Origin of the sequence: Rhodococcus sp. RS1C4 (assembly GCF_002258225.1) — a bacterium.
Classification (GTDB): Bacteria; Actinomycetota; Actinomycetes; order Mycobacteriales; family Mycobacteriaceae; genus Rhodococcoides; species Rhodococcoides fascians_E.
In genome coordinates, this window is sequence record NZ_NOXZ01000031.1 from 45362 (window position 1) to 63040 (window position 17679).

15 protein-coding genes are annotated in these 17679 nt (G+C 66.1%); 4 read left to right on the forward strand and 11 right to left on the reverse strand.

What is annotated here, in order from left to right; all coding sequences use genetic code 11:
- The first annotated feature begins 27 nt into the window (after nt 1-27).
- The gene (locus CH289_RS15270) at nt 28-597 is read left to right on the forward strand and encodes a DUF4245 domain-containing protein (protein ID WP_020112642.1); all 570 of its coding nucleotides are present in this window, start codon (nt 28-30) and stop codon (nt 595-597) included.
- Here CH289_RS15270 and CH289_RS15275 read toward each other — a convergent pair.
- Genes CH289_RS15275 through CH289_RS15285 form a run of 3 tightly spaced genes read right to left on the reverse strand, consistent with a single transcriptional unit; the run spans nt 594 to nt 2624 of the window.
- Nucleotides 594-815 carry an exodeoxyribonuclease VII small subunit gene (locus tag CH289_RS15275; RefSeq protein ID WP_019665464.1) on the reverse strand — a complete coding sequence of 74 codons (222 nt, stop codon included), beginning with the start codon at nt 813-815 and terminating at the stop codon, nt 594-596. The two genes, CH289_RS15270 and CH289_RS15275, sit on opposite strands and share 4 nt — an antisense overlap.
- 10 nt (nt 816-825) lie before the next feature.
- Nucleotides 826-2046 carry an exodeoxyribonuclease VII large subunit gene (gene xseA / locus CH289_RS15280; RefSeq protein ID WP_094728111.1) on the reverse strand — a complete coding sequence of 407 codons (1221 nt, stop codon included), beginning with the start codon at nt 2044-2046 and terminating at the stop codon, nt 826-828.
- On the reverse strand, nt 2043-2624 hold the full coding sequence (locus CH289_RS15285; RefSeq protein WP_020112640.1) for a lipid droplet-associated protein: 582 nt from the start codon (nt 2622-2624) through the stop codon (nt 2043-2045). Before CH289_RS15285 ends, xseA begins: the two co-directional genes overlap by 4 nt.
- 91 nt (nt 2625-2715) lie before the next feature.
- Between CH289_RS15285 and CH289_RS15290 the strand changes: the two genes are divergently transcribed.
- Nucleotides 2716-3726: a 4-hydroxy-3-methylbut-2-enyl diphosphate reductase gene (locus CH289_RS15290; RefSeq protein ID WP_019665461.1), complete on the forward strand. Its 1011-nt coding sequence runs from the start codon at nt 2716-2718 to the stop codon at nt 3724-3726.
- 31 nt (nt 3727-3757) lie between these two features.
- Here CH289_RS15290 and CH289_RS15295 read toward each other — a convergent pair whose 3' ends face one another.
- Nucleotides 3758-4744 carry a DUF6542 domain-containing protein gene (locus tag CH289_RS15295; protein WP_179276813.1) on the reverse strand — a complete coding sequence of 329 codons (987 nt, stop codon included), beginning with the start codon at nt 4742-4744 and terminating at the stop codon, nt 3758-3760.
- Between the two features lie 20 nt (nt 4745-4764).
- Nucleotides 4765-5931, reverse strand: a complete 1167-nt coding sequence (locus CH289_RS15300; RefSeq protein WP_094724317.1) for a DNA recombination protein RmuC — start codon at nt 5929-5931, stop codon at nt 4765-4767.
- A gap of 213 nt (nt 5932-6144) precedes the next feature.
- Between CH289_RS15300 and CH289_RS15305 the strand changes: the two genes are divergently transcribed.
- Nucleotides 6145-7341, forward strand: a complete 1197-nt coding sequence (locus CH289_RS15305) for a metallophosphoesterase family protein (protein WP_020112637.1) — start codon at nt 6145-6147, stop codon at nt 7339-7341.
- Complete coding sequence (locus tag CH289_RS15310) at nt 7338-10340, forward strand: AAA family ATPase (RefSeq protein ID WP_020112636.1); 3003 nt, start codon at nt 7338-7340, stop codon at nt 10338-10340. Before CH289_RS15305 ends, CH289_RS15310 begins: the two co-directional genes overlap by 4 nt.
- Here the strand turns inward: CH289_RS15310 and CH289_RS15315 are convergent.
- The 6 genes from CH289_RS15315 to CH289_RS15340 form a co-directional block, all read right to left on the reverse strand.
- Nucleotides 10319-11539, reverse strand: coding sequence for an AI-2E family transporter (locus CH289_RS15315; RefSeq protein WP_094728113.1), 1221 nt, complete (start codon nt 11537-11539; stop codon nt 10319-10321). The two genes, CH289_RS15310 and CH289_RS15315, sit on opposite strands and share 22 nt — an antisense overlap.
- Before the next feature lie 256 nt (nt 11540-11795).
- Nucleotides 11796-12308 carry a methylated-DNA--[protein]-cysteine S-methyltransferase gene (locus CH289_RS15320; protein WP_020112635.1) on the reverse strand — a complete coding sequence of 171 codons (513 nt, stop codon included), beginning with the start codon at nt 12306-12308 and terminating at the stop codon, nt 11796-11798.
- On the reverse strand, nt 12305-13750 hold the full coding sequence (locus CH289_RS15325) for a DNA-3-methyladenine glycosylase 2 family protein (protein WP_037158478.1): 1446 nt from the start codon (nt 13748-13750) through the stop codon (nt 12305-12307). The genes CH289_RS15320 and CH289_RS15325 overlap by 4 nt, the downstream gene beginning before the upstream one ends.
- A 74-nt stretch (nt 13751-13824) precedes the next feature.
- Nucleotides 13825-13995 carry a YbdD/YjiX family protein gene (locus CH289_RS15330; RefSeq protein WP_442978572.1) on the reverse strand — a complete coding sequence of 57 codons (171 nt, stop codon included), beginning with the start codon at nt 13993-13995 and terminating at the stop codon, nt 13825-13827.
- Between the two features lies 1 nt (nt 13996).
- Complete coding sequence (locus tag CH289_RS15335; RefSeq protein WP_026347850.1) at nt 13997-16282, reverse strand: carbon starvation CstA family protein; 2286 nt, start codon at nt 16280-16282, stop codon at nt 13997-13999.
- Between the two features lie 137 nt (nt 16283-16419).
- Complete coding sequence (locus CH289_RS15340) at nt 16420-17595, reverse strand: ROK family protein (RefSeq protein WP_020112630.1); 1176 nt, start codon at nt 17593-17595, stop codon at nt 16420-16422.
- Nucleotides 17596-17679 lie beyond the last annotated feature (84 nt).

A 17679-nucleotide genomic window follows, 5' to 3' on the forward strand; every position in this document is an offset into this window, starting at 1 on the left:
AGGCTGCTCTCGCGGGATACTGGAGGCGTGGCGAACAGCAAACCCCGGATCCTCAACAACAACCGCGACATGGTGTGGTCCCTCATTCCGCTTGTCATCGCCTGTCTGCTGATCGCCGGTATCGCCTCCCAGTGCTCTCTCAGCCCCGGCGGACCGACGCAGGGCCCCATCCCGAACTTCGACGTCGACGCTGCCCTGCAGTACGACGCCTCCGAGCTGAACTTCCCGGTCCGCAACCCTCGGGTGCCTGAAGGGTGGACTCCGAACTCCGGCAGCCGCCAGTCCATCGCGGGGGATCAGGGCGGCGACGTCAGCAACGTCGGTTTCATCTCCGACGCTGGTCGCTACATCAAGTTGACGCAGTCCAGCGCGAGCGAGGAGGTCCTCGTTCCGTTCGCCGTCGGCGAGGCGCGCTACGCGTCGGGCACCGAATCGATCGACGGTGCGGAGTGGATCGTCTACGACCAGGAGGGAAGCGAGGCGGTATGGGTCACCGATCTGGGTGACGTCCGATTGTTGGTGACCGGTAGCGGCAGCACCGAGGAATTCACGACGCTTGCCGCCGCAACGACGAGCGCCGAGCCGCTCACTCCCTAGTTCTCTTCTTCCTCGATGTGCGCGAGTGCGTTCTCGACGCGCTTGCGTGCACCGGCAAGGTGTTCCTCGCACCGGGTGGCCAACTGTTCGCCGCGCTCCCACAGCGCAAGCGAGGCGTCGAGATCCAGTCCGCCCTGCTCCAGGACCTTCACCACGTCGACCAGTTCGTCGCGGGCTGCTTCGTAGCCGAGTTCGGTGACCGGTGTTTCCTCGCTCATGGTGTTCCTCTCATTTGACTTTGCCCATGACCGCGGCGGTGACTGCGCCGTCGGCCACTCGTACTCGGATCTGGGTACCCGGAGGGGCGTCGTCCACCGACCTCAACACCTCTGGATCGGTGCCCGCCACCACGCGCTGGACGACGGCATAACCCCTCGCCAGCGTCGCTGCGGGCCCGAGCGTCTGCAGACGTGCCCGCAGATGTTCGACGAGAGTCTCCTGCTTCGCCAACTCGCGCAGGACGTCGCGCCTCCCTGCGTCGACGAGTCTGGTGATCTCTTCGCTGCGCCGGTCGATGCCCGCGACGGGGTCGGCCAGTGCGGGCCGGTGTCGGATCATCTCGAGCGCACGTGCTTCGCGTTGGACCCAGTTGCGCAGTGCAGCAGCTGTTCTGGAGCGCAGCTCGGCGATCAGATTCTGTTCGGCGACGGCGTCGGGAACCACCAGCTTGGCCGCGTCGGTCGGTGTTGCGGCGCGGAGATCGGCGACGTGGTCGCTGAGCGGGCTGTCGGGTTCGTGTCCGATGGCGCTGACGATCGGGGTCGTGGCCTTCGAGATGGCACGGCACAGGGCCTCGTCCGAGAACGGCAGGAGGTCTTCGACGCTGCCGCCGCCGCGAGCGAGGATGATGACGTCGACATTGCCGTCGAGGTCGGAGAGTGCGTCGAGGATCGCCGGTACTGCGGTCGGCCCTTGGACCGGGGTGTGGCGAACCTCGAAGTGCACTGCGGGCCAACGCCGTCGGGCGACAGTGAGAACGTCCTTCTCGGCTGCCGACGCGCGGGCCGTGACCAGTCCGATGGTGCGGGGGAGGAACGGCAACGGGCGCTTGAGGCGAGGATCGAACAGTCCCTCGGCGGCGAGAAGGGCCCGCAGGCGTTCGATGCGTGCCAGCAGTTCGCCGACGCCGAGGGCACGAATGTCGGTGGCGCGCAACGAAATGGTTCCACGGCCCGTGTAGAACGACAACTTGCCGTACAGGATCACCCGCGCGCCCTCGGTGAGCGGGACGGGGGAGCGGTCGAGCAACTGAGGCGAACACGTCACCGACAGCGACATGTCCGCGGACGGATCACGAAGAACGAGAAATGCAGTGCGTGTACCCGGCCGAGCGTTGATCTGCGTCAGCTGACCTTCGACCCATACGCTGCCGAGCTTGTCGATCCATCCCGCCACCTTCATGGCGACGGTTCGGACAGGCCACGGCTCCTCTGCAGTACTTGCGGTCACTTGGCCTTCGCGGTGGTGATTCGATTGTCGAGCATGGTCAGAAACGGAGCGCGGCGCAGCGACGCATCCTCGTACTCACGCAGGGCCTCGAGGTCCGCGAGAGACAGCGACCGCAGCCGGGCACGCAGCTGAGCGAGGGCGAGGGTGTCGTAATCCACCATCTCGACGATTTCCGGACGGTCGGCTGCGACCGTCGGCACGTCGTCTTTCTGGATCTCCTCCGGAGGCGTCGAGTACAGCGCGAAGCGCCCTGACGCAGCGACCGGCTCGCCGGCGACATCGTCGTGATCGGGGATGTCGACGTCACCGTCGGTGGCCCCGGGAACGTCGTCCTCGAACACCGCCCAGGACGGCTGCTCCTGATCCGGTGTCCCGATGAGCGGAAGCGACGAGATCGCCTGATCGCCCTTGATGGCCAGCGCCGTCACTTGCTGCTGAAAGCGCATCGTGCTCGCCAGAACTTCGCTGACGACGGTCATCGGAAGCGTGATCGCAGTACTGGGGAGTTTGCGAGCTTCTTCGACGACCGTCACGGCCACACCGGCAGCTACGCGTGCGGCGAACGGAACACGAGTCATGCGCACCAGAGTGCCTGAATTCCGAGTGTTTGGGTAGCCGACATGCTGTGCTCGGCCGGTGAAGCCGAGCCGGGCACGTATCCTTGGGGACATGTCTTCGGCTGTTCCCTTGAATCTCGGTATCGCACGTCCGTCCGGCGACGGCGCACCTGCGTACTCCGGTGCCAAACGAGTCCTCCTCGCAGAGCCACGCGGCTACTGCGCTGGGGTGGACCGCGCCGTCGAGACGGTGGAGAAAGCGCTGGAGAAGCACGGTGCGCCCGTCTACGTCCGCAAGGAGATAGTGCACAACAGGCACGTCGTGGAGACGTTGGCGGACCGCGGCGCCGTCTTCGTCGAGGAGACCGACGAAGTTCCCGAGGGCTCTCTGCTCGTCTTCTCCGCGCACGGGGTGTCCCCGGCTGTGCACGCATCGGCGGCCGAGCGCCAGCTCCGCACCATCGACGCCACCTGCCCGCTGGTGACGAAGGTGCATCAGGAAGCCAAGCGCTTCGCCCGTGACGACTACGACATTCTGCTGATCGGTCACGAAGGACACGAAGAGGTCGAGGGCACAGCAGGCGAGGCTCCGGACCACGTTCAGCTCGTCGACGGCCCCGACTCGGTCGACAACGTCACCGTGCGCGACGAGAACAAGGTGATCTGGCTGTCCCAGACGACGCTCAGTGTCGACGAAACGATGATGACGGTTGCTCGCCTGCGCGAGAAGTTCCCGACGCTGCAGGATCCGCCGAGCGACGACATCTGCTACGCGACGCAGAACCGTCAGGTCGCCGTCAAGGCGATGGCACCCGAGTGCGACCTCGTCATCGTGGTGGGATCGAAGAACTCGTCCAACTCGGTGCGCCTCGTCGAGGTCGCACTGACGGCAGGCGCTCGCGCCAGCTACCTCGTCGACTACGCCAAGGAGGTGGACACCGCCTGGTTGGACGGCATCACCACCGTGGGCATCACCTCGGGCGCGTCGGTGCCGGAGATCCTGGTGCAGGGCGTCATCGAATTGCTCGCCGAGCACGGCTTCGGGGATGTTCAACCGGTCACCACGGCCAACGAAACCTTGGTGTTCTCCCTTCCCCGCGAGCTGCGCCCGGCGAAGGCCTGAGCCGGTTCCGGTCAGCCCCGATCGCGACGCCTCAGGCGTCTCCGCGATCGCGGTAGCGCACCTGCGGTACGGGATGCGGCGGGATGTGCGCGCCGCCTTGCGAAGCGGGTCGGGGTGTCGGAGTCGGTCTGGGTGTAGCTGCCGGCCTCGGTGTGGCAGCGCGAGGGGCCGAGTACGGGTCCACCTCGGGTGGCCGAGGAACCCGCGGGGGCTGTGACCTGGGGACGGGTCGGCGCGCGGGATCTGCAGCAGGCTGTTCGGTCCGCGCTGGCCGGTACGGATCAGCGGCCGGCCGATCGAGCAGAGGGTCGACGCGTTCGCGACGGCTCCTGCGACCCTCGCCTGCATCGGCACGTGTCGCGGTCACGGCTTCGCCGCGGCCGTGGGCAGCGCGAGTGTCGGCGCCCCGGCGCCCGGCAGCTCTGGTCTGCGTCCGCTGGCCGCCGTCTCGGGACGTCCGACGACTGTCCTGGGCCGCCCGGCGGTTGTCTTGTGCCGTCTGACGGTTGTCACGGGCGCGCTGGCGGGTTTCCTGCGCTCGGTCACGGATGGTTCGTTTGGCAGCGCCTGCCGGTGCGTGGCTCGCCTGCTTCTTCAGGAAGATGCGTGCCCCGCCGACGGCAAGGGCAAGTACCGTGCCGAGCAGCATCAGCGGGAACCGGTTGACCAGCGGAATCGCGACGTTCAGCAGAATGTCGCGCAGGCTCGTCCCTGCGTTCTCGATCATGAACTGATACGAGAGCGGCACAGCGACGAACAGAATCAGCGGTGCTTGCACCATCGCGGTGAACAACCCGCGGTAGCGCACCAGCACGACGGCAGCGACGGTGCCGACGATGTAGAAGGACGCGAAAGCCGACGTCAGTTCCGATCCGCGTGCAGCATCGATGGCGACACCGAGAAACGTCGCGCCGACGGCGATGGCCACTGCCCCCCAAGCAGGGACGCCGGGCACGGAAGCGAGAGCTGAACGTTGATCCAGCGGTACCCCGGAACGGGCACGTTGGGAGGTAGACACCCCTCGAGGTTAGCGGCTGTTCACCCCACCGCGTCGCTGACATGACCGAACTGCCCCCGAGAGTGCGACGAATCGGACGTTCTCGGGCGTTGATCGATCCGCTTCACGTCCACGACGTCCGCGTCGAACAGTTCCAGTTCGTGAAGCTTGCGGGCGGTGACGCCTACACGTGCGTCCACCGAGGACACCGTCGAGTTGAAGGAGTCGACGGCCTTGCCGAGATGCGATCCGAGCTTGTCGAGGTGCGAGGACACGACGCCGAGCCGGGTGTACAGCTCGCGTCCGAGCTGCTGGATACGAGCAGCGTCCTCGGCGAGTGATTCCTGCTTCCACGTGTACGCCACCGTCCGCAGCAGCGCGACCAAAGTGGTCGGGGTGGCAAGTATCACGTTCCGGGTGAAGGCGTACTCCAGAAGCGACGAATCGGATGTCAACGCTGCGTCGAGGAACGGGTCTCCGGGAACGAACAGAACGACGAACTCCGGCGTCGGCTCGAACGAACGCCAGTACTCCTTGGCCGCCAACTGATCGACGTGGGTCCTGAGGTGGCGTGCGTGACGCGTCATCGCTTTGCCGCGCCGCTCCGGGTCCTCCTCCTGCGCTGCGTCGAGGTAGGCGGCGAACGGAACCTTGGCGTCCACGACGATCTGCCGACCACCGGCGAGCCTGACGATCATGTCCGGACGAATCCCGTCCTTGGAGACCTGCGTGTCGAAGTCGCAGTGTTTGACCATGCCTGCCAGCTCGACCACACGCTCCAGCTGCATCTCACCCCACCGGCCGCGGATCTGCGGAGCCCGCAGCGCAGTGACCAATTGCGAAGTCTGGGTCGACAGCTGCACCGACGCACGGTGCATACCCGTCACCTGCTCGCTGAGCCCCGCGTAGGCGCGGATGCGACTGTGCTCGACCTGGCGAACGTGCTCGGTCAACGCGTCGACAGCGTCGTGCAACGGCTCGACGAGGTGCGAGACCTGCTGGCCGATGGCTCCCGAGTGTCTGCGTGCCGAGTCCTCGTTCACCGCAGCGAGAGACCGACGAAGAAGCGCCTCGTTGTCCCGCAACGCGGCCAACTGCGCTTCGGCTCGAACCGCGCGATCCCCGGTGCGGGACGCGTGCAGCAGCCACCCGATGGCGGCCCCGACGAGCAGCGCCAGCATCATCCCGAGGGCAGTCAGAGCGTTCATGACGCCGATGATGCACGAGGGCACCGACACACCCGCCGCTCCGCAGGCTCCACTCCCGACCCTGTAGGTCGTTCCGCAGTCCGACGATTGCGGCACACAGTTCCGCCGGACGCTCCACTCCCGCCCCCCGGGTCGTTCCGCAGGCTCCACTCCCGCCGACAGGCCGCGCCACGTCACGGAGTTTGTCGGTAGGTGAAGTTAGCGTCTTGTTCCATGAGGATCCTGCACACGTCGGACTGGCACATCGGCCGCACGTTTCACGGCACCGATCTGCTTGCCGACCAGGCTGCTGCGTTGAGCGCCATTGCAGATCTGGTTGCCGAGCGCACTGTGGACGTCGTCGTCGTGCCGGGCGACATCTACGACAGGGCGGTGCCCAGCGCCGACGCTGTGCTCGTGTGCAACCGCGGGCTCGAGGCCATCCGTGCCGCGGGAGCGGTCATCGTCGCGACGTCGGGCAACCACGATTCGCCTGCACGCCTGGGCGCTGGGTCCGCGTTCGCCGCTGCAGGCGGGTTGCATCTGATGACCCGCGTGTCCGAGGTGGGCACACCGGTGCTGCTCGAGGACCGGTTCGGCCCCGTCGCGTTCTACGGCATCCCGTATCTCGAGCCGGAGACCACCCGCGGCGAGCTCGACATCCCGGGCGCACGTAGCCACGCCGAGGTGCTCGAGGCCGCGATGAGTCGAGTGACGGCAGACCTGGAGCAGAGACGCAGCAACGGTGATGCGGTGCGGTCGGTCGTACTGGCGCACGCGTTCGTCGTCGGCGGGGAAGCAACCGGCTCGGAACGGTCGATCTCCGTCGGCGGGGTGGAGACGGCGCCGGCATCGGCGTTCGACGGTGTGGACTACGTGGCGCTGGGTCACCTGCATTCTCCGCAGACTCTGACGGACCGGGTCCGCTACTCCGGGTCGCCGCTGCCGTATTCGTTCGGCGAGCGCAGCCACCGTAAGGCCGTCTGGATTCTCGATCTCGACGCTCAGGGTCTCGCCGACGTCGAACGCGTGGACCTTCCCATCGTTCGCGGACTGAGCCAGGTCCAGGGGACGGTCGAGGAACTGCTCACCGACGATCGCTTCACCGAGGCCGAGGATCATTACGTCTCTGCCGTGCTGACCGACGCCGTACGGCCGGTCGACGCGATGCGTTCCTTGCAGACGAGGTTTCCCCATGCAATTCACCTCGAATGGAAGCGTCCCGCAGACGATTCCACTGTTCGCTACCGTGACCGCGTGCGCGGCCGGACCGACAGCGAGATCATGGCCTCGTTCGTGACGGACATGCGCAGCGCGCCCAGTGCGTCGGAGATCCGCTTGCTCGAACGCGCCCTGGCCAGCGTTCAGCGAGACGAGGTCACAGCCGACGAGGCGACCGGCCAGTACGAGCTGTTCGGGAAGTCCGCGTGAGGCTGCATTCTCTGGAGATCACTGCATTCGGGCCGTTCGCCGGTACGGAGAAAGTGGATTTCGACGCTCTCGGAGCAGACGGGCTTTTTCTGCTGCACGGTCGTACCGGCGCCGGCAAGACCACTGTGCTCGACGCCGTTGCGTTCGCCCTGTACGGGACGGTGCCCGGTGCCAGGAAAGAAGGCAAGCGTCTGCTGTCCGATCACGCGGAGATCGGCGCCGTCCCCACGGTCACATTGGAAGCGACGTTGGGCGGCAGGCGGATTCGCATCGTTCGCAGCCCGGAGTTCCACCGCCCGAAGAAGCGCGGAACGGGCACCACGAAGCAGAACGCCAAGGCGTCGATGACGTGGCTGGACGGCAAGAGTCAGAACTTGACGCGGCTGGACGAGATCGGCGACGCCGTCGGCGCGGCTCTTGGTATGAGTGCGGATCAGTTCTTCCAGGTGGTGTTGCTTCCCCAGGGTGAGTTCGCCCGGTTCCTCCGGGCGGACAGCGACGAGCGCGGCAACTTGCTCGAGCGATTGTTCGACACGGCACGGTTCGGTGACATCGAGGAATGGTTCGCGGAGCAACGTCGTACCAGCGCCGCGGCTCTCGAATCGAGCCGGATTGCAACGGACAAACTACTGGGGCAGATTTCCACGGCGTCGGGCGTGGCGGAGGAGCTGGATCGACCGCCGGTGGAGTGGGCGGGCGACGTTCTCGAATCGGCGCGGCACGCATCGGTGGACGCTGCGCGCACGCTGGCCCTCGCCCGTGAGGTGTCCGAGTCGGCAACCAAAGAACTCGCGGCACTGGACGCAACTCGGCAACTGCAGACACGCAGAGAGCTGGCCCGGCAGCAGCTGGCGGAATTCCACGCCGCCGCGTCCGCGAGGGACGCACTCGCCAAGGAACTGGAGCAATCCGCAGCGGCAGGCCCCATCGCAGCTCTTGCCGCGGACTGCGCGCGTATCACCTCGGCGAGCGAGGCCGCGACGCGGGAATTCGACTCCGTCCGAACGCTGTTCGAGCGCACCGAAGGATCGACCGTCGTGCTCGACGCCCTGGCGGTGGATCGGTCGCCCGACGCCTCGGACACGCCCGAGGCCCGGGCCGTCGTCGCGGCAGCAGTACGGCAGTGGACGACGGAGGTCGCGGCCTTCGAAGAGCTTCGTGTGCTGACGCGCAAGGCCGACGCAGCGGACAGATCGGCTCGGTCTCTTCTGGCCGAGCACGCAGCCGTCGAGAAGAAGTCGAGCGCTCACCGCGCCGATCGCAACGTCCTGCCCGAGCAGATCGCTCAGGCCGAATCGTCGTTGCGCGCGGCCGTGCACGCGGCTGCCGAAGTGCCTGCGCTCGAGGCAGAGTGGTCTCGTATCACGAGCGCCGTGGAAGCAGCGATCGAACTCGCGAAGACTCGGAAGCGGCTCGTTGCTGCGGAGAAGGCGCATCACGTAGCGGTCGCGTCGTTCAACGATGCGCGCGCTCACACCCTGGACCTGCGCGAGCAACGGCTGTCCGGAATGGCCGCCGAGTTGGCGTCGAGCCTGGTCGACGGTGCGCCGTGCGGAGTGTGTGGGTCACTGTCGCATCCCGCGCCGACCCGCGCCGAGGAGTCGACCGTCACCAAGGACGACGAGGCGGACGCCGCAGCCAGCGAGCGTCGGGCGGGAACCATCGCCGAGAAGAAGGCGGAGGAGGTCACCGCCCTGCTGCGTACCCGCGACGTGCTGGTTCAGCAATCGGGAGACCGTGACAGCGCAGAGTTGGTCGCTTCCCTGGACAAGGTCTCCGTAGCGCTCCGATCCGCACGGACGGCCGCGGAGCAACGAGAGAGCCTGGACGCACGGCTGACGCACCTGCGCGGCGAGGATCAGAGACTCGCCGCCGCGATAGCCGATGAGCAGGCCGCGGCAGCAGGATTGAGTGCGCGGGCCGCGCAGATGGCCGACGACGTGGCGCAGATGAGAGCCACGATTGCCGCAGCCGTCGACGGGACGGAGGGAATCGACGCCGAGGTGAAGCGGCTGGAGACGCTCATCTCACTGTCGTCCGTCGTCGTCGAGCGGCGAGAGGAGGCTTCGCGCGCGCTCCTCGACATGGAGGACGTGACTCGAAGGCTGGATGCGCTGATCGCGGAGTCGGGCTTCTCGACTGCCCGCGAGGCTGCGGCCGCCGTGGTGTCTCCGGCGCGGGCGCAGTCCATCGAAAAGCAGCTCGCGCAAGCCAACGACATCCGCGCCCACGCCGAGCAAGTGCTCGCCGAACCCGCGATCGCGGCCGTCGCGAACCTCGACCCCGTCGACACCGCGGCGGCGCGGGTCGCCGTCGAGGACGCGCAAGTACGCTTGCATGCTGCCGTTGCCGAGCACGCCGAGTGCAAGCGGCGGGCCGAACAGTTGGAGGAGTTGACGGCAGGCTTGTGGGCGGCCATCGACCGTGCTGCGCCCATGCAGACCAAGCACGACGAACTCGCGGCACTCGCCGACGTAGTGGCCGGACGCGGTCAGAACTCGCGGAAGATGTCCCTCCGGTCGTACGTGTTGGCGTCGCGGTTGGAGGAGGTCGCGGAATCCGCGTCGGCGAGACTGCGTCGAATGTCCTCGGGCCGATACGATTTCGTCCACTCCGACGAGGCGGAATCGCGGGGTCGACGCGGTGGGCTCGGTCTCGACATCCGCGACGACTACACCGGTGCCGTGCGCTCGGCGAAGACTCTGTCCGGGGGTGAATCGTTTCTGGCCTCGCTGGCTTTGGCACTCGGCCTTGCCGACGTCGTCGCAGCGGAGAGCGGCGGTGTCGTCCTGGACACCATGTTCATCGACGAGGGCTTCGGCACGCTGGACGCCGACACCCTGGAATCGGTGATGGGAGTTCTGGACGAACTACGTGCAGGCGGCCGGGTGGTGGGCATTGTCAGCCACGTCGACGAGATGCGTCAACGCATCCCGACGCGCCTGCACGTCATTCGTGAGCGAGAGGGATCGAGGCTTCAGCTCTTCGCGGCGTCCTGATCCTTCTGTTTCTTCTCCTTGGAATCCTTGTTGACACCGTCCTCGTCGGTGACGAGATCCTCCGTGTCCGGAGCCTGTTCCTCGAGCTCCACTCGGTCTGATTCGTTGGAGTGCCTGTCGATCTGTTCCGACACGTAGCGGATCAGCACAGCTGCCACGGCTGCTGCGGGGACAGCCAGGAACGCGCCGATGATGCCGAAGACGGAACCACCGCCGGTGACCGCCAACAGAACGATCGCGGGATGCAGGTTCATGCTGCGGCTCTGCAGAATCGGTTGCAGCACATTACCTTCGAGTTGCTGCACCGCGATGATGATGACGAGCACGATGAGTGCCGTAGTCGGCCCGTTCGCGACGAGCGCGACCAACACGGCCAACGCACCTGCGACGAACGCACCGACGATCGGGATGAAGCCACCCAGGAACGTCAACGTCGCCATCACCAGGGCCAGCGGCACGCCCAGAATGACCAAGCCGAGGCCGATGAAGAAGGCGTCGATCAGACTCACGATGGCCTGAGTGCGGATGAAGCCGCCGAGCGTCGCCCACATACGCGCGAGGACCTCGGCGAGGTGGCGACCAGCGCGGCCGCCGGCGATTCCGTGCAGCCACGGAATGAACCGGACGCCGTCCTTGACGAAGAAGAACGACAGAACGAGCACCAACGCGAGCGTGACGAGAATCGAACCCGCAGCGGAGACGCCGGTGAACACGCCCGAGGCGATCGCGGTGCCACTGTCCTGCAGTCGCGAGGTGATCGCCGACACGGCGTTGTCGATCTGCTCGTCCTGCAAGTTGACCGGCGGGCCCTTGAGCCAATCCTGAACCTGCGCGACGCCGTCGGTCGCCTTGTCAGCGAGTTCGGGTGCCGAGTCCACCACCGACGGCACGATCAACGTGATGATGCCGCCGATGACGAGGAAGAACACGACGAGTGCGGCAGTCGCGGACAACGCCGGAGGCAGCCCGACGCGCATCATCCATTTGGTCGGTGGCCACAGGACCGTCGCGACGATGATCGCGAGCAGAGCCGGCAGGATCACCACCCACAACGCCGAGATGAGCCAGCCGAGAACCCAGGCACCCGCCGAGACGGACACCAGGATCAGCGACCATTTCGCCAACCAGATTCCGCCGACACCGATGAGGTCGCCACGATCACGCCCCGGTTTCACTTCGGGCGCTGTCTTGTCCGTCACGCTGCACGTTCCTTCCGTCGCCCCGCCGCTCGGTGCATCGTTCGATCCACCCGAGTGACCTTAACGTTTCATGACTCCACTCCCGCTCCCCTGGTCATTCCGCAGGCTCCACTCCTGCCTCCACCGGTCATTCCGCAGGCTCCACTCCTGCGTGCCTGGTCATTCCGCAGGCTCCACTCCTGCCTCCACCGGTCATTCCGCAGGCTCCACTCCTGCGTGCCTGGTCATTCCGCAGGCTCCACTCCTGCTTCCCTGGTCATTCCGCAGGCTCCACTCCTGCTTCGTGTGTCAGGAGCCATTCCTTCGCCGGCAGACCCCATCTGAATCCGCCGAGCGCGCCGCCGATTCGGAACACTCGGTGGCACGGCACGAACAGTGCGGCAGCATTGCGCGCGCAGGCGGACGCAGCCCCTCGAATTGCCGCCGGGCGCCCGGCCATTTCCGCGAATTGCGAGTACGTCACCGGCGACCCGGCAGGCACTGTCCGCAGAACCTTCCAGGCGTGGACCAGAAATTCTCCCGACTGTTGCGATACCGGTACGTCGTCGATGGCGTGCACGTCGCCGCGGTGATAGGCGTCGACGGCTGCGGTCACGCTGCCGAGCGTCGAGGCCTGCCGAAGATCGGTAGGCCGGAGACTTGCGTGGATCAGCGGGCCCAGATTGTCGATCGAGTCCGTCCATCCGGCGGCGAGCACCGACCCCGCGTCGTCGACGACGGTCGTGAACGGGCCGATCGGGGTGTCGGTGGTGGCGAACGATGCAGTCATGCTGCTCTCCTTGTCAGGGCGATGTTCCACAGGTGCATGGAGACGTAGGACCGCCACGGCGCCCAGCGGTCCGAGTCCTTCAGCGAAAGTCCGAGTGCCTCGGCGCCCTGGCGGACGACGAGATCGGTGTCGAGCAATACATCCGGGTCGGCGAGAGTGCGCATGACGACGTACCGCGCCGTCCACGGGCCGATCCCTTTGAGCGCGAGCAAGTCCCGTTCCAGCTCCTCGGCCGGCCGGGCCGGATGAAGGACGATCTTGCCCGACGCCACCGCGTCGGCGACCCCGATGATCGAACTGACCCGTGCACGCGGGCCGGTGAGTACCTCGTGTCCGCGTTCGGCGATGACGGCCGCGCTGGGAAACAACCGCGTGACGGTGCCGCCGAGTGGATCCTCGATGTGGTCGCCGAGCGCGTCGACCAGGCGCGCGGTGTGGGTGGCGGCGGCGCGTAGTGAGATCTGCTGCCCGATCATGGTGCGCAGCAACAGTTCCTCACCGTCGATGCTGCCGGGCGCTCGCATCCCGCGGTGTGCGGCGATGTTCGACGCCAACGCCTGGTCCTCGGACAGCGCGGAGTCGACGGCTTCGGGGTCGGCGTCCAGATCGAGCAGGTGACGGATCCGGGCGACGGCGGGGGCGAGGTCTCGCATGTCCATCAGGCTCAGCGTTGCCTCGACGTACCCGTCGACGAAGCGCATCCCGACGACGGCATGACCGTGGGGGAGACGCAGTGACCGCCGGTAGAGGCCGTTCTCGAACGATTCGATGCCGGGTACCGCGTGGCCTTCGAGGAACCACTCGAGCCACCCGGTGTCCATCGGCTGCCGATAGGGGAGTCTCACCGACACGGTTCCGTTGGACGAGATGGTCTTTCGGCGATTCGCTTCGTCGCGCAACGTCGTGGGGTTGACGGCGAATACTTCCCGAACGGTGTCGTTGAACTGCCTGATGCTCGAGAACCCCGATGCGAATGCGATGTCGCTCATCGACATGTCGGTCGTCTGGATCAGGGTGCGGGCCGTGTGGGCGCGGTGGGCCCTGGCCAGCGCGAGCGGGCCCGCGCCGATCTCTGTGGTCAGCACCCGCGTCAACTGCCGGGTCGAGTACCCGAGAGTATCGGCGAGGGCGTCGACGCCACCGCGCTCCACCGCGCCGTCGGAAATCAAGCGCATGGCGCGCGACGTCAGATCCGAGTGGATGTTCCATCGCGGTGAGCCCGGAGTGGCGTCGGGCTGACAGCGTCGACACGCACGGTATCCCTCGTGCTGCGCGGCGGCAGCGGTCGGAACGAACGTGACGTTCTGTGCCTTGGGGGTGGTCGCCGGGCACGACGGGCGACAGTAGATGCCCGTCGTGCGCACGGCAGTGAAGAACTGCCCGTCGAAACGGGTGTCTCGTGCCGAGACGGCGCGGTAACACCGGTCGAAGTCCAATTCCATGGACTCCACTGTGTCACCGCGCCCCCTGTAGTCGCTAGCGGGAATCGGACACGCATGTACGACGCCAGTTCACCTCAACAGCAGCGGGCGCCGGGGTTCGTGTCGGCGTCGGCGTAGCGGTCCCGCCAGAACTGACGTTCGGACGGAACCGGTTCGTCGGGGTGGACCCGCTGCATGTGGGCGACGTAGCGCTCGTAGTCCTTGTCGCCCATCACCGAAGTGATCCACCACAGAAGCCCGCGCATGTCAGTGATGCCCTGCGTGCGCCGCACCCGGTGCGCGGACGGTGCCGTCGGCGATGAGCTTGTCCCATTCGCCCTGGATTTCCTTCTCTGCCGCGGTCGGGACGAAGCCTGCGGGTCCGAAGATCTTCGACGGAACCTCGGGTTCTTCGTTGTCCGGGAGTCCGCCTGCTCGAACAGCCTTGATGCAGACCAGAATGCCGGCTGCGGCGACGATGATGACCAGCACGGCGAAGATGATCGACAACGTTCCCTGGATGAACGTGTTCCTGATGACGGCGTCGATTGCTTCGGCGGACTTGGCGCTGCCGAATTCGGTGAGGCCCTGGTTCTTGGCGTCGACGAACTGGGAGTGCTGCGCCCAGTATCCGATGGCGGGCACCGACGAGAAGATCTTCTGGTACGACGCGGTCATCGTCACGATCAGATCCCAGGCAAGGGGGACACCGGGAATCCAGGCCCACTTGAACAGGCCGCGCTTCATCACGATGGTCAGGACCACCGTCAAGGCGATCGCGGCGAGCAACTGATTTGCGATGCCGAAGAGCGGGAACAGCGTGTTGATGCCGCCGAGCGGGTCGGTGACGCCCATGAGAAGGATTGCGCCCCACGCTGCGACGACGATGAATGAGCACACCCATGCGCCGGGTCGCCACGACGGGTCCTTGAACTTCTTGGCCGACGAGCCGGGCAGGTTGCCGATGCTGTCGGAGAGCATGAAGCGTGCAACGCGCGTGCCTGCGTCGACCGTCGTGAGAATGAACAGTGCCTCGAACATGATCGCGAAGTGGTACCAGAACGACTTGAGGCTTTCGCCGCCGAAGACCTGATGCAGCACCTCGGACATACCGAATGCGAGCGTCGGTGCACCACCGGTGCGGGAAATGATCGATTCCTCGCCGACGTCGGATGCCGCCTGGCTCAATTCCGCTGCGGTGATGTCCCCGCCGCTCAAGCCGAGCCCGTTGACGTAGTCCGCCGCGGTTTCCGGGGTTCCGCCGGTGAGCGTCGCCGGAGCGTTGAGCGCGAAGTAGATGTGCTGATCGAGAACACATGCGGTGACGAGCGCCATGATCGCGACGAAGGATTCGGTGAGCATGCCGCCGTAGCCGATCATCCGCATCTGCTTTTCCTTCTCCAGCAGCTTCGGAGTGGTGCCGGAGCAGATGAGGGCGTGGAACCCGGACAGGGCGCCGCAGGCGATGGTGATGAACAGGAACGGGAACAGCGAGCCGGAGAACGCAGGACCGTTGCCCTCGGTGGCGAACGACGTCATCGCGGGCATCTGGATCTCGGGCCGTGCGATGAGGATGCCGACGGCCAGCAGTGCAATGGTGCCGACCTTCATGAACGTGGACAGGTAGTCACGCGGAGCGAGAAGCAGCCACACCGGCAGGATCGAGGCGGCGAGGCCGTATCCGATCAGGCACCAGGCGACGGTGACCTTCGAGAGAGTGAACCAATCGGTGCCCCATTCGGTTTCGGCGACCCAGCCGCCGGCGACGATGGCGAACAGCAGCAGCACGACGCCGATCAACGACACCTCGGACACCTTGCCGGGACGCAGGTAGCGCAGGTAGACGCCCATGAACAACGCGATGGGGATGGTCAGTGCGATGGAGAAGACGCCCCACGGGCTCTCCGCGAGAGCGTTGACGACCACCAGCGCGAGCACGGCGATGATGATGATCATGATGACGAAGACGCCGATGAGTGCCGCGGTGCCGCCGACCACTCCCAGCTCGTCGCGGGCCATCTGGCCGAGGCTGCGGCCCCGGCGTCGCGTCGAGATCCACAGGACGAGGAAATCCTGCACGGCACCGGCGAACACGACGCCGATGATGATCCACATCGTGCCCGGAAGGTAGCCCATCTGAGCGGCCAGAACAGGGCCGACGAGGGGGCCTGCACCGGCGATCGCGGCGAAGTGGTGACCGAAGAGCACCCGCCGATCCGTCGGCATGTAATCCTTGCCGTTCTCGAGGATCTCGGCAGGCGTGGCTCGGTCGTCGCGAGGGAAGACGATCTTACGCTCGATCAACCGTGCGTAGAACCGGAACGCGATGATGTAGGTGCAGACCGCTGCGATCACGAACCACACCGCATTGGGGTTCTCGCCTCGGACGATCGCGACGACCGTCCAGGCCACACCACCGAGCAATCCGATGAGGACGAACAGGACGCGTTTGGCGGGAGTCATCGGAGATTTGTCGACTACTCCGACCGGGGGCAGATCCGCATCGGTCTTCAACAACTCGATGTTCGGATCGTCTGCCGCTTTCAAAGCCATGGGGACCGCTTTCAGCATTCGCGAATGTGACAGCGATCACCCTAGACGCTCCTGGTGACAGCCCGGCCACATTCCGGTGTAGCTGCGGTCAATGGTTCCGATCCTGCGCCGAACGGGAGAAGCGCCGTGGGCGGACGTCAGCCGCCCAGTGCGTCGTCGACCGCTCGCGCGCTCAGTACCTGGTCCAATACCATTGCCGCGCTACCTATGACACCGGAGTAGTCGCCGTGTGTTGTCGCTTGAATGGTCAAGGCCTTGGTGGCCAGTGCCGTCGCATTTCCGTAGACGGTCTCACGTAACCCGGCGACGAAGATGTCGTAGGCCTTGGCCATGTCTCCGCCGACGATGAGGACCTCGGGGTTGAGTAGGTTCACGGCGCCTGCCAGCGTCTCGCCGATGTGGCGGCCGCTGTCGCGAATGAGCCGACGCGCCTCGGGGTCGCCGCTCACCGCCAGGTCGACGACGCCTCGAATGTGGCCGACACTTCTGCCCTGTTCCTGCAATGCGCGTACCAGTGCCCAGCCGCCTGCGATGGCTTCCAGGCAGCCGCTGTCTCCGCATCGACATGCGACTCCGGCCGCGGCGGAGGTTTTGGTATGGCCGAATTCTCCTGCTGCGCCGAGCGATCCGCGCTGCAGTTCGCCGCCGGCGACAATCCCCGCGCCGAGACCCGTCGACGCCTTGACCAGCAGCGCATTCGTGAATCGATGCCGGTTGTCGCGGCGTTCGGCCAGCACCATCGCGTTGGCGTCGTTGTCGAGAAAGACCGGCGCGTCGGTCGTGTCGGCGAAGAACGGTGCGAGGGGAACTCCGTCCCAGCCGTGCATGATCGGGGAGTCGAGACTGCACCCACGAGCGGTGTCCGCGGTGCCGGGGATGGACAGGCCGACTCCGAGAATGCGGTGATCACTGCGTGCAGCGTCGTCGACGAGCGCTTCCAGTCGCTTGGTGATCTGCGGCATCAACTCGTCCGGTCCGATGCCGATCTCCTGGTCGACGGTGTCGCCGAGGAGGAATTCGCCACCGAGGGTGAACACGCCCAGTTGTGAACGACTTCGGCCGATGGCTGCAGCGAGCACGATTCCCGCGTCGACGTCGAACGACAACCGGGCAGGTGGCCTGCCCCCGGTCGAGAGAGTGTCCTCGGTTTCGACGATCAATCCGAGTGTGGTGAGCGCAGTGACGCGTGCGGCGACGGCCGATCGCGACAGGCCGGTCGTCTTTCCGAGGTCCGCTCGGGTGTCGGCATCACCGTCACGGATCAGCGCGAACATCTCACCTGCTGTCGCAGGTGGAGCACTTGCACGTGACATTCGCATATACGTCATTCAACCAATCCGCAACCTTTGCGGCAACAACGCAAGATCGCGGACTTAGGACTTTGAAAAACGTAAGTT

What these genes read in the sequence shown, in the direction of transcription:
- CH289_RS15325 (WP_037158478.1), bottom strand. Translation starts at nt 13,750, where the DNA reads ATGGAATTGGACTTCGACCGGTGTTACCGCGCCGTCTCGGCACGAGAC.
- CH289_RS15340 (WP_020112630.1), bottom strand. Translation starts at nt 17,595, where the DNA reads ATGTCACGTGCAAGTGCTCCACCTGCGACAGCAGGTGAGATGTTCGCG.
- CH289_RS15275 (WP_019665464.1), bottom strand. Translation starts at nt 815, where the DNA reads ATGAGCGAGGAAACACCGGTCACCGAACTCGGCTACGAAGCAGCCCGC.
- CH289_RS15290 (WP_019665461.1), top strand. Translation starts at nt 2,716, where the DNA reads ATGTCTTCGGCTGTTCCCTTGAATCTCGGTATCGCACGTCCGTCCGGC.
- CH289_RS15330 (WP_442978572.1), bottom strand. Translation starts at nt 13,995, where the DNA reads ATGCGCGGGCTTCTGTGGTGGATCACTTCGGTGATGGGCGACAAGGAC.
- CH289_RS15300 (WP_094724317.1), bottom strand. Translation starts at nt 5,931, where the DNA reads ATGAACGCTCTGACTGCCCTCGGGATGATGCTGGCGCTGCTCGTCGGG.
- CH289_RS15335 (WP_026347850.1), bottom strand. Translation starts at nt 16,282, where the DNA reads ATGGCTTTGAAAGCGGCAGACGATCCGAACATCGAGTTGTTGAAGACC.
- CH289_RS15285 (WP_020112640.1), bottom strand. Translation starts at nt 2,624, where the DNA reads ATGACTCGTGTTCCGTTCGCCGCACGCGTAGCTGCCGGTGTGGCCGTG.
- CH289_RS15320 (WP_020112635.1), bottom strand. Translation starts at nt 12,308, where the DNA reads ATGACTGCATCGTTCGCCACCACCGACACCCCGATCGGCCCGTTCACG.
- CH289_RS15305 (WP_020112637.1), top strand. Translation starts at nt 6,145, where the DNA reads ATGAGGATCCTGCACACGTCGGACTGGCACATCGGCCGCACGTTTCAC.